The sequence below is a fragment of the Rhizobium sp. BR 315 genome, assembly GCF_050577975.1.
Taxonomy (GTDB): domain Bacteria; phylum Pseudomonadota; class Alphaproteobacteria; order Rhizobiales; family Rhizobiaceae; genus Rhizobium; species Rhizobium miluonense.
The window spans coordinates 1-11,706 of the sequence record NZ_JARWKZ010000097.1; the positions used below are offsets into that span (position 1 = coordinate 1).

Consider the following 11,706-nt stretch of genomic DNA (forward strand, 5'->3'; position numbering starts at 1 on the left):
ATCCTGGACGACCACGCCGATACTGCGCGAACGATCGTGCAATATATGGAGACGGCAGGCCTTGACGCCGTCGCCTTCAACGATCCCCAGGCTCTTTACGACCAGACCGACTTCGACGCCTATGTTCTGGATTGGATTATCGAGCGCGATGCACGGCGCCAGACGGCACTGGAGCTAGTCGAGAATATCCGTGCGCGCAATGCGCTTTGCCCGATCATCATCCTGACCGGGCAAATCAGAACCGGCAATGCCGAGGAAGAGAATATTGCCGCGGCTCTGGCCCAGCACAATCTCAAATTCTTCACCAAGCCAGCAAGCATGCCGATCCTGATTGCCGCGTTGAACGCGAGCTTCAAAACTGCATGACTGTTCGCAGTTGCTGCTGGCGGATCGGCTTGCTCAGTGTCGCGTCGAAGAATGACAGGTCATGCTTGGAGCCGTGATGTGCGGCCGACATCGCCACCAGCTTGGTTTTATGGCGCGAGTCCGTCCTGCGGATCTGCGCCGCCAGTTCCGGCCCCGTCATGATCGGCATGTCCAGATCGACGAAGATCACCGAATAAGAATGGGCAGCGACAAAGTTCAGCGCCATAGTGCCGGAGGGAGCGATATCGGTCACAAATCCGAGCTGCTCGAATACCGTCGAAAGACCTTTCAGGAGGTCGGGATGGTCGTCAACGACGAGGATGCGTTTTCGAGCGTCCGGTATCTCATCTAAGTGCTCAGCTGCCGGGACGACGGGTATTGCGAGATCGAATATGCTGCCGCCCGCTGGAACATTCCCAACTGTCATGCGGGCACCAAGCTGCCGCAACAAGGTCTGAACCACCGACAAGCCGATACCGCGCCCGCTGCCAAGACTGGATGGCCCTTTTGCATCGATGCTGTTCTCCAAAACTCTTGGCGGCAAGCCCGGCCCGGTATCCGTCACGCGCAAGTTTAGTTCGCCGGCCTTCTCATCAAATGGACCGAGCTCAACCTCAACGTAACCGGACGACGTGTATTTCACCGCGTTTGAGATGAGATTGTGCAAAAGTTGCGCGATGCGCTCACCGTCGGCGACGACGAAGACGGGCTCATCGGGTATTCTCTGCCGCAAATCCAGATGCTTCGCTTTCGCAGCAGCCTGATAATTCTCCACCACCTCGCGAACCAGTTCCCCCGCTTCGAACACGCCGGGCTGAAGTTCGATATATCCGCTTTGAGCCCGCGCCAATGTCAGCATATCGCGTAGCTGAACAGCGAGGCTGTTTGCTGCCCGACGAATGCGCGCCTTCAGCTCACTTCGGGTCTTTGCGTCTTGGGGGCGCTCCAGCACGTCCAATGCTGAGACGATAACCTGAAGCGGGGTTCTGAGTTCATGACTGACCATTGCGAGAAAGCTGATCTTGTCCGCGATCGCCGCCTCCGCGGCGGCCACAGCGCGCGTTTTGGCGATGATTGCTCGCCAGTAGGATATCGCGATAATGACAAAGGAGAGGAGTGCGCAGAGCAATAATCCTGCAATCACGAGAATGACGACATGCCCCGCCTGGATCGTCTCTAAAGACCTTTCCTTCAGCTCGCTGTCACGTTCCAGCGAGGTTTTGGATATCCTCTTTAAGGCAAAGGATATTTCCTCCAGTTTGGGCAACAGCGCCTCGGCATCTGCCGCCGAGATGTCGGGCCTGATTGCGGGAAGAACCTCGGTTGCGAACTGGACCAAGGCTACCTCCTCGTTCGAGAAGCCAGGGAGCTTTTTGTAGCTGTCATTCAATTCGGAAGGTCTGGTTATGATGTTGATGCCAGAAATGAGGACATCGACATCAAGGGAAAGCACCTCCGGTTCGACCTTGGAACCATCGGCAATGGTTTTCAAATCCAGTCTAACGGCTTCGAGCTCGCTCGGCGTCTTCACGGTCGGCCAGTAGAGATAGGATGGATTCTTGAGGTTGCTGGAATCCCAAAGTCTGTATTCTGCTCTTATGGCGTTCCAATTATAGGCGACAACACCGACGCATATGGCCAGGATTGCTAAGGGAATGCTGAACCAGGAAAGATGGAACAGTCTCATTCCACGTTGATTCCGCATAACTGCCAGACTAGGTAGGAAGCCGCGACCGGCGTGCCCAACTCCTCCTTAAAGCTATCACGAGGGTACATTACAAACAGCGGTCCGAAATCTCTGATCGTCAGCCGGACTCCGTCCTTGCTGGTGGCGAGGATAGTGCCGTATTTCTCCAGATAGTCAGCATCCACTTCGACGCTGAAATCATCGAGTGCAACGAGACGCAGCTTCTTTCCTTTCGCACCGGCCTCATCGAGCACTTTGCTCAGCAGCGGCCCATTGAAGTCACTTTTGGGAGTCCATGGGGTCGATGTCGCCACCGTCGATGTCGGCAAGGCGAGAAGTTCGCGCTCGGACATATCATAGCTGTCTTTGGCGCCGTTTGTCGTCTTACCGATGTTGCCGGAGATCGTCAGGAAAGCATCCCGCTTGCAGCCATTCGGCATATGCATCGCCGCATTCGCCGTGCCCAGACCCAGCCAGATTCCGGCCACTAAAATACTGAGAAAAAATCTTGCCTTCGGCATGTTCGTCATTTCCGTATTGCCCCCTACAGTCTGGCCTGGTTCAGGGCATTGTCAAAGGTTGCTCACTGATCCATTGCAATGATCAGTTTAATCAGTGTGCGCGTACAGGGAATAGCCAAGGTGTGTAAAGTTCGACTCCATTGGGATCCATAAGCTGTGTTCTATTGCTAGTAGCGTGCCGAATTCTCGCCGCGCACCGGTGACACCTTATTCAATCATCCGTATATCTTCACCGCCAACGGCTCTTGCCCGTTGCAGCAGACGCACCAAGCGAGGCCGCCGAAACGTGATTTCCGTCTTTTGTGTTCTGAGGTCCGGCGGCGATTACAAGGCCGACCATGTTTTGCGCTTGCGCAAGCAGGTGATGGATCATCTTCCCGATGCGGATTTTCGCTGTCTTTCCGATATCGAGATCAAGGGTGTTCGGACTTTGCCGCTCGTCTATGATTGGCCGGGCTGGTGGTCGAAAATGGAGCTTTTTCGACCGGAGATCGGCGGTGACATTCTCTTCATGGATCTCGACACGTCGATCGTCGGGAGCCTCGCCGATATCGTCTCGGCCAACCACATCGTCCTGATGCGCGATATTTACCGGCCAGAAGGCCTGCAATCATCGATCATGTATTTGCCGGAGGCTGCCCGTGACAGGGTTTGGGCCGAATGGATCGACCGACCGCAGTATTGGATGGATGTCTATTCCAAAGGCGGCGATCAGGCCTTTCTGGAGCGCTTCTGGCTCGATAACGCCAGCCGATGGCAGGATTTGCTACCGGGCCAAATCGTCTCGTGGAAATCGCATGTGCGGCAGGCGCTTTACGATGATGAAAGCGGAAACGGCTCGATCCCTGCAGGCGCTCGGGTGGTGATCTTTCATGGCAAGCCGCGCCCATGGGATATTGGGTGGTAAGCTGAAACTGCCGAAGAAGGAGGCGTAAGCCGACTAAAATAACCGATTGTCTCAACCCGTCGAACCGACAAATTTCCATCAAAACTCCCACATACCCGCTCTTGAAGGGGTTTGAACCGACGACCCGGTGTTTCAAACGCCCAGGAACCTACTAAGCCATCGAGAATATTACGTTTTAGACTAGGCTGACCTATGAAACTCGTCTTTCGGTGTTTTGGAGAGAAGCGCGGCCGACCCTCCCATTGCCACCGTTAGTGATATCCTCAAATCTGAGACCGAAGCGAGCGAGATACTTCGTTAGACGATCTGCATCATTGCTGCTCCTTTTCTCCAATCGCGAGACTGCAAACAGGGCTCTGCCGGCAGAGCTCGCCGTCGCATGCTCGCGGCAGGTATGGAGAACAGTCGCAAGCTGCATCGCGTCGAAGTGATCGAGGCGAGCCGCAGCTTCTGCGCCTAACACTTCCTCGATGATCAAATCCGCTCCACCGCGGTCAGACGCACTTCGCCAAAACGTATTCAGCCGTCGGACTTCATCGTCAACAACATCAGTCGTGATGCGCCCATGCGGGGCGAGCGTCGCCATACGCGTCACCGAGGCAGATAGGTCGCGAAAGTTGGCGCTCCAGACGGCTTGTGGACCGGTCGCGAACGCAAGATAGCGACCGCGCGCTTCCTTGTTGAAGGTAATGTTTTCACCTTCACGTTCCAGATAGCGCCTGAGCTCGAAGTCGAGATTAGGTTCTATGTCCTCCTTGCGCTCGCGCAGGGCTGGCAGTTGGAAAGTCCAGAGATTGAGCCGGGCATAGAGATCCTCGCGGAATCTTCCCTTGCGGACATCCTCGCCGAGGTCGCGATTGGTGCCGGCAAGCAGTTGAAAGTCCGCAGATGTCTCCCGGTCGGCACCCACCGGCAGGAACCTCTTTTCCTCGATCGCGCGAAGGCACATGGCTTGTTCGTCGCGGCCGAGTTCGCCAATCTCATCGAGGAACAGCACGCCCTTGTCAGCGGATTTGAGCAAGCCGGCCCGCTCGCCTGCAGCACCGGTGAACGCGCCCTTTACATGACCGAACAGGGTGGACATGGCCTGGTCGCCGCGCAGGGTCGCGCAATTGACCTCGATGAAAGGGCCGCTGATCTTGCGCTGGCTCTTCTTCAGCTCATAGATGCGTCGGGCGAGTTGCGACTTGCCGGCGCCGGTTGGCCCCGTCAAGAGGACGGGAGCTGTCGAGCGGATCACCACTCTCTCGATCTCGTCGATCATCCTGTTGAATGCGGCGTTGCGGGTCGATATTCCCGACTTCAGGAAGGAGGCGGCGTCTTCGCGCTCGGACGCGAAGCGCTTGGCGATCTCGTCATAGCGCGAGAGGTCGAGGTCGATGATCCGATGTGTGCCGGCGAAGTCCTGTTCTGGCTCCCGATCGCGAGGCGGCGAGAGTTGCAGCAACTGACCAGGAATGATGCGGGCTTCGGTCAACAAGAACCAGCAGATCTGCGCCACATGGGTGCCGGTCGTGATGTTGACGAGATAGTCTTCCGTGTCGGGGTCGAAGCTGTAGCCGCGGGCGAAATCCCTGAGGCTCGTGTAGACCTCTGAAAAATCCCAGGGGTCCCGAAAGTTGATGACGTTGCTCCGCACTTCCGTCGCCGGCGCCACCGTTCCGATATCGCCGACGATCCGCTGACAAAGTGCTTGCGAGCGATTGTCGTGGATCAGCTCCAGCCGGTCGATAAACAGGCCAGGCTGCTGGCAGAGCGCGACATTGGGCCGCCAGCGGCTCCAGCGGTTTTCCCATTTCCCCGCATCCAGGGTGGTTCCCAATATGCTGATGGCGACTCGGCGCTTCACGACTTATCCAAAATTATAAAGAAGTATAATCTGCGATAATATAATCGGAATGCGAATTTTGCAAACCATGATCGCTTCCGAGAAGATAGAGAAATTTCTCCTTTAAAAAACAGATAGATGACTAAAAATTTCGCGCATCTCTCGGCTCCTTCTCCAAACTGGCACGCGTCTTGAAATGTATCTGGCACGAACCAAACAAGAGGTGCTGTCATGGTCAACAAGTCAATCTTCAAAACCTACCTCGGAAACCTGCTTCCGGGAACGGACACCAAAAATCACGAAGCGGCCCCGGCCTACCAGCTGACGCCGCGCGAGGCGCTGGCGCAATACGCCGTCACCGGCACGTTCAACGGCACCTTCTATGCTGGCGGAGCCGAGCAGCTTGAAGCGGTAAAGGCACTTGCCCTTCAGGTCGAGCCGGAGTTCCTCGCCAGGGTGGCTGTCTACGCAGCTGAACAGGGTCACATGAAGGACATGCCGGTGACGCTGCTCGCCATGCTTTCCAGCCTTCAGAGCGATGCCTTCGCCCGGGCATTTCCTCGGGTGGTGAAGAGCGGCAAGATGCTGCGCGGCTTCGTACAGGTCATGCGTTCTGGCGCTACGGGTCGTAAGTCACTCGGCACGCGCCCGAAGAAGGTCGTGCAGGCGTGGCTCGAACGAGCCAGCACCGAGCAGATCCTGCGTGCAATGGTCGGAAACGACCCTTCGCTTGCCGATGTCATCCGCATGGTGCATCCGAAGCCGGCAACGGAAGAGCGCAAGGCGCTTTATGCCTGGGCTATCGGCAAGCCGTACAACTACGCGGCGCTGCCGGAACTCGTCAAGTCACTGGAAGCGTTTCGACGCGACCAGACCTGCCCGGTGCCGGACGTGCCGTTCCAGATGCTGACCTCGCTGCCGCTGACGCGGGAGCATTGGGTCGAGATCGCCCGCAAGGGCGGCTGGCAGATGGCGCGACAGAACCTCAACACCTTTGCACGCAACGGCGTGTTCGAGGTCAGGGGTTTTGCCGAGGCATTGGCGGCGCGGCTTGCCGATCCGGAGGAAATCCGCAAGGCGAAGGTCTTCCCCTATCAGCTGATGATGGCGTGGAAGATGGTCGACGGCCAGGTTCCGGATGTCGTGCGGGATGCGCTGCAGGATGCGATGGATATCGCCATTGCCAACGTGCCGTCGCTGACGGGCAATGTGGTGCTTTGCCCCGACGTATCGGGTTCCATGGGCTCGCCCGTAACCGGTCACCGGAAGGGCGCGACGTCCTCGGTCCGTTGCATCGATGTTGCCGGTCTCATGACCGCGGCATTCCTGCAGCGCAACCCGAAGGCACGGGTCCTGCCGTTCGAGAATGACGTCGTGCACGTCAGCCTCAACAAGCGGGATTCGGTGATGACCAATGCCGACAAGCTGGCGAAAATCGGCGGCGGCGGAACGAATTGCTCCGCACCGTTGAAGAGGCTCGCAAACGAGAAGGCGAAGGTTGATCTCGTGGTGTTCATTTCGGACAACGAATCCTGGGTGGACGCACGCAAAGATGGCCAGCCAACCGCTGTGATGACGGAATGGGCAAGGATCAAGGGGAATAACCCGGCTGCAAAGCTGGTTTGCCTCGATATCCAGCCCCACGCCACCACACAGGCGACGACGCGAGAAGACGTGCTCAACATCGGCGGGTTCTCGGACGCCGTCTATGGAGTGATCGCGGCTTTCGCAGCCGACACCAACGGCTCGAATGGCTGGGTGAAAGCCATCGAGGCGATCGAGCTCTGACGAGCTCACAAGAAGCAATACCTCCCGCGCCGCCGTGAACGGTGCGGGGGCCGTGACGAATGCCGGATGAAACTACAGGCTATTACCCTCCAGGTCGCGGGTTCGAATCCCGTCGGGTCCTCCAGTTCATGGACCCGTAGCTCAGCGGATAGAGCAGGACGTTTCACCACACCTCGTCGTCACGGACGAATGGAATGACATGGCGAATGCAAAAGGAACTACATGGCCGCGGTAGGTTCGAACCCTGCAAGGGATTGAACATCCCCCTTGGTAGCGGGAAGTTTCTTAAACACTTGTCGCCATAGCCAAAAGCAGCGGCGAATGCCGGACGGAACTACAGCCGCCAAAGTTGGATGGTCTGGCAGGTTCGACTCCTCCTGGGCATACGCTCTCTGGCACGAGCGGGGCCATCCGGTTTCGTCCATCCTCGTCGCCGCTGCAAGTTCCTACCAGGTGGGAACGAACTATCCCGGCAAATGCCGGCAGGACTACAGGTAGAGCGGCTTGCCGGATTTTCGGCAGGCAGGTCGGATGTTCAAGTCATCCCGTGTTCCTCAGGGAATGCGTAGCTCAGATAATACTGTCCTGCCACTTTCGTTGTCGGGGCTGCAATGAAGGAGATGCCCGGCGAATGCCGGCAGGACTACAGGGATAGACCTGCCCGCCGGATTTCGGCGGGCAGGTCGGATGTTCAATTCATCCCGTGTTCCGAAAGGAGCCCGTAGCTCAGTAAATTGTCCTGCCACATCTCGTCGCCGGGATGATGAAGACGAGCCTGGGCGAATGCCGCCGGTGACTACAGGGGCCGCATAGCGCCATGACCATGGAATGCGTGCGGTGAGATAGATCTCCGGCAACGCTTGTCGCCCAGGCGGTGTGAAGAAAAGCAACGGAACAAGAAGGACTGCAGACGCAGAAAAGACAATGACAACGGTAATGAGCGGACAGGATTTGATCGATGCCGGCATGAGCCAGGGGAAGTGGTTCCGCCCGGCTCTCGATGCGGCCAATGCGGTTTTGAGCAAGGGGGGTTCGGTGACGGATGCCCTGGAAGCGGCAAAGGCATTTGCGCCAGGGCCAACGCTTGCCTTGAAGGCCGATAACGACATCGAGATCTATTCCAACATCCGTGCCGAGAACGCCTTTGAGCAGGACAATCTGGAAAAGGTCAATGCGACGATGCGCGCGCTGGTGCGCACGCCCGTCGTTCGGGCGGCTGCGATCATGCCCGACGCATGCCCGGCCGGCCCGGTCGGGACGATCCCGGTCGGCGGCGTGGTCGCATCCGAAGCAATCCATCCCGGCATGCATTCGGCCGATATCTGCTGCTCGATGGCGATCTCGATCTTTCCGGATGTGGATCCGAAGTCGCTGTTGGATGCCGTGCATGCCGTGACGCATTTCGGTCCCGGAGGTCGTCCGCGCGGCGCGCAGATCAAGCCTTCCGAGGCGACGCTTTTGGCTTTCGAGCAGAACCCTTATCTGCGCGACGGTGCACTGAGCGTTGGTATCGAGCATTTCGCGACCCAGGGCGACGGCAATCATTTCGCCTATGTCGGAACGATGAAGTCGACCGGCGAAACGGCGCTTGTGACCCATCATGGATCGCGAGCACCGGGTGCCCGCCTCTACGACAAGGGCATGAAGGTCGCCAACCGGTTTCGTGAGCAGATCTCGCCGGAAACGCATACGGAAAATGCCTGGATTCCGGCGGATACCGACGAAGGCGATGCCTACTGGTCGGCACTGCAGACGATCCGCCAGTGGACGAAGGAGAACCACTATGTCCTTCACGACATGGCGGCGGAAAAGCTCTCGGCCAAGGTCGCCGATCGCTTCTGGAACGAACACAACTTCGTCTTCCGGAAGTCGGACGGGCTGTTCTATCACGGAAAGGGTGCGACGCCTGCCTTCGACAACTGGGCTGACGATGCGACCGATCTGACCATCATTCCGCTCAACATGGCGGAACCGATCCTGATCGTTCGCGGTTCGAATGCCGCTCATGGTCTCGGCTTTTCGCCGCATGGCGCCGGCCGAAACTTTTCGCGCAGCGCGCATATGAGGCAGTTGTCTGCGGAATATGGCGCGGATTCGCGAGGTCTCAGCCCGAACAACATCGCGGCTATTCTGGAGAAGGAAACAAGCGGTCTCGACGCGCGGTTCTTCTCCGGTTTCGCGGATGTGTCGGAACTGCCAAGTGCCTACAAGAACGCTGCGAGCGTGCGGGCGCAGATCGACCACTACGGTCTTGCCGAAGTGGTCGATGAGGTGATCCCGTTCGGGAGCATCATGGCCGGTGACTGGCAGAAGAATGCGCCTTGGCGCAAAAAGCGCCAGTAAACGTCGGTGAAGGCGGCGAGTCCGCCTTCACCATTATCAGCACGATTACAATAACGCGGCGGGTTTAATGTTCAGGGCCTTTAACGCAGCTGCGGCTGGCCGGCCACAACATCGCGCTCGGTGATCAGAACACGGTAGGGCGGACCTCGAGCGAACACAGGACATCCAATGGCGGCGAAGGGCAATGGTCCGCAATTCTTCTAACAATTATGAAAGAGTTCATTTGACGACCGAATACGTGATCGGCGGTTCTCGAATAACATCGCTGGAGTCATTTTATGACGAGATCAGCCGAGTGCTGATCCGTGACGCTTACTGGGGTAAAAATCTTGATGCCTTTAGCGACATTCTGCGAGGTGGCTTTGGAACGCCTGATGAAGGTTTCACGATCAGGTGGTCTCACTCGGATGTATCGAAGCAAAGACTGGGTTATCCCGAGACCGTGAGGCAACTCGAGCGCCGTCTGCAACGATGCCATCCCAGCAATCGAGATCATATTCGCCAGGAACTTGCTGACGCCCGTGCCGGCACGGGCCCGACAGCGTTTGATTGGCTCCTCTGGATCATTGACATCCACTGTCCTGGCGGCGAGGAGGAGGCCGACAATGTTCGGTTGGTGTTGGAATAGTTGGGTTGCGTGGGAAAGTGTCGCTTGGCGTTTAATCACGGATTGGCGGGATGCTGGAGAACGGCCGCGGAGACCCGGGAAGCCCTCGGGGTGGGCACCCGATTTTGGCCAGCTTAGCCTCAGCAATCATCCATACACCCTGTTCGTGTGGAATTGCCCTTCAAGCTATGCCGTTGTAGGCATTCAGATCTGGTTTCCTTGCAAGTTCATAATCAGCATAAAAATTGTTCGCACCGCAACCTTGGGCTCTCCATTTTGGGCAGACGAACCGAATCGTAAAGCAATCGAATGAACCAGACAGACAAGCTACCATCTGCCTTCGAGTGTTTTCGGAAGATGCTTGGTGTACTCGACTTCGTGGTCTTCGAGGACGCGGATGGTACGGATGAGGAAATCCTTTCAGCTATTCCGCAGGCGCTGCAACCGTCGTCTACAATTGACATTGAGAAACTGCGCCTGCTCGGGCGCAGGTGCATCTCCGACAAAGAATTCTTCGGCGACTGGTACGACCTGGACGGCGGTCAACTGCTGAAGTTAGGCCGCTATAGAACCTCGGACGGATCAGAACTGCACAATCCAATTCTGAACACTCTCGACAATGTAAACATTACGTCGGGAGGTGGCGGGTTGCCCGAAGTTGGAGCGGGGGGACAGTTCGCCTATGCGTTCTCATGGACTCCCTACTCTCTCCGGGCCAGACCGAGTGAGGTGCAGACGGCATTCGAAGAGATTAGAGACTTTATCCTGCCACCTCTGCAGACGAGTGAGATCTTCGACTGGTCGAACGTGCGGCTGCCCGAGGTTTCGGATTATTTTGACGCCGGCGCCGATTGGTGGGGTGTCTTCTTGTTTAGCGTATACATTCCATCGCTACGGCGGCTGACGATCATCGCAGGTTCAACAACAGACTGACTCATCATGTCGTTTTGCATTTAACCGTAAGATTCTGCCCACAACAGTTTCAATCAGTCGCCGAGAACCCGTTAACGAACTGGCCATATCCATATCGAAGGAGGGTTACGACGAAATCCAAGACTGCGTGAAATCGCGGTGGAAGTGGACACGTAACGACCGAAGTGTGTCAGCCGCGCTCGGACGCTGCCACCAGTATCTTTAGTAGTCGGAGTACGCCTGGATGGTCGCAGGTATAATATCGGAATTGAACGTGGTTGCGTACGCTGACCATGCCCAATCTGTGGAGTTTCGCCAAATGTTGGCTCAATGTGGATGGCGATAACCCTAGTTCCTCCCCAAGGCTGTGCACGTCCTTTTCGCGGCCGGATAGGCGAAGACAAACCTGTCGTTTTGCATTTAATCGCAAGACTCCGCATGCAATAATTTCAACGAGATAGCGCCGCACTTAATTTGAGATTGGGCACTTAATTTGAGATTCTGGCTTCGATTTTGGCACTTAATGTGAGATTCGCCGCCGTAGGAAAGATGGCTGCCTACGGCCAATCTTCATCAGAAAATGCCAAGTATCACAAGGGGTTATTGCCAAATCGGAAGGCGTCAAGCGCCCAAAATCGCGCTGAATAATCTCAAATTAGGTGCCATCATCTGCCGAAACGGGCGCATTCTTACGATTAGATGCCAAACGACACCGCTTTTAATGGGCGGGCGGGGAGTTTCGAGGGG

Annotated in this window: 10 protein-coding genes; 6 read left to right on the forward strand and 4 right to left on the reverse strand. The window is 56.9% G+C overall.

Features of this window, described 5'->3' with window-relative positions; translation table 11 throughout:
- A partial coding sequence (locus QD409_RS34485; RefSeq protein ID WP_430764942.1) for a response regulator occupies positions 1-366 on the forward strand: 366 nt, incomplete at its 5' end.
- Here the strand turns inward: QD409_RS34485 and QD409_RS34490 are convergent.
- Both QD409_RS34490 and QD409_RS34495 read right to left on the reverse strand, forming a co-directional pair.
- On the reverse strand, positions 353-2,053 hold the full coding sequence (locus QD409_RS34490) for a hybrid sensor histidine kinase/response regulator (RefSeq protein WP_430764943.1): 1,701 nt from the start codon (positions 2,051-2,053) through the stop codon (positions 353-355). The genes QD409_RS34485 and QD409_RS34490 overlap by 14 nt on opposite strands.
- Positions 2,050-2,583, reverse strand: coding sequence for an oxidoreductase (locus tag QD409_RS34495; RefSeq protein ID WP_430764944.1), 534 nt, complete (start codon positions 2,581-2,583; stop codon positions 2,050-2,052). The genes QD409_RS34490 and QD409_RS34495 overlap by 4 nt, the downstream gene beginning before the upstream one ends.
- Before the next feature lie 355 nt (positions 2,584-2,938).
- On the opposite strand from QD409_RS34495, the gene QD409_RS34500 reads away from it, so the two are divergent.
- Complete coding sequence (locus QD409_RS34500) at positions 2,939-3,481, forward strand: hypothetical protein (protein WP_430764945.1); 543 nt, start codon at positions 2,939-2,941, stop codon at positions 3,479-3,481.
- A 190-nt stretch (positions 3,482-3,671) separates the two neighbouring features.
- Here QD409_RS34500 and rtcR read toward each other — a convergent pair whose 3' ends face one another.
- A complete protein-coding gene (rtcR, locus tag QD409_RS34505; protein WP_092854104.1) occupies positions 3,672-5,330 on the reverse strand; it encodes an RNA repair transcriptional activator RtcR in 1,659 nt (552 codons plus the stop codon).
- Between the two features lie 210 nt (positions 5,331-5,540).
- Between rtcR and QD409_RS34510 the strand changes: the two genes are divergently transcribed.
- The 4 genes from QD409_RS34510 to QD409_RS34525 all read left to right on the forward strand — a co-directional run bounded on the left by QD409_RS34510 (position 5,541) and on the right by QD409_RS34525 (position 10,980).
- Positions 5,541-7,097 (forward strand): RNA-binding protein, encoded by a 1,557-nt coding sequence (locus tag QD409_RS34510; RefSeq protein WP_430764946.1) that lies wholly within the window; start codon positions 5,541-5,543, stop codon positions 7,095-7,097.
- Between the two features lie 936 nt (positions 7,098-8,033).
- Entirely contained in the window at positions 8,034-9,440 is a 1,407-nt protein-coding gene (locus tag QD409_RS34515) for an RtcB family protein (protein ID WP_092854100.1), read from the forward strand.
- 184 nt (positions 9,441-9,624) lie between these two features.
- Positions 9,625-10,068, forward strand: coding sequence for a barstar family protein (locus tag QD409_RS34520; protein WP_245298124.1), 444 nt, complete (start codon positions 9,625-9,627; stop codon positions 10,066-10,068).
- A gap of 288 nt (positions 10,069-10,356) precedes the next feature.
- A complete protein-coding gene (locus QD409_RS34525; RefSeq protein WP_430764947.1) occupies positions 10,357-10,980 on the forward strand; it encodes a hypothetical protein in 624 nt (207 codons plus the stop codon).
- Between the two features lie 169 nt (positions 10,981-11,149).
- Here QD409_RS34525 and QD409_RS34530 read toward each other — a convergent pair whose 3' ends face one another.
- Positions 11,150-11,428, reverse strand: a complete 279-nt coding sequence (locus QD409_RS34530) for an ArsR/SmtB family transcription factor (protein WP_430764948.1) — start codon at positions 11,426-11,428, stop codon at positions 11,150-11,152.
- Between the last annotated feature and the right edge of the window lie 278 nt (positions 11,429-11,706).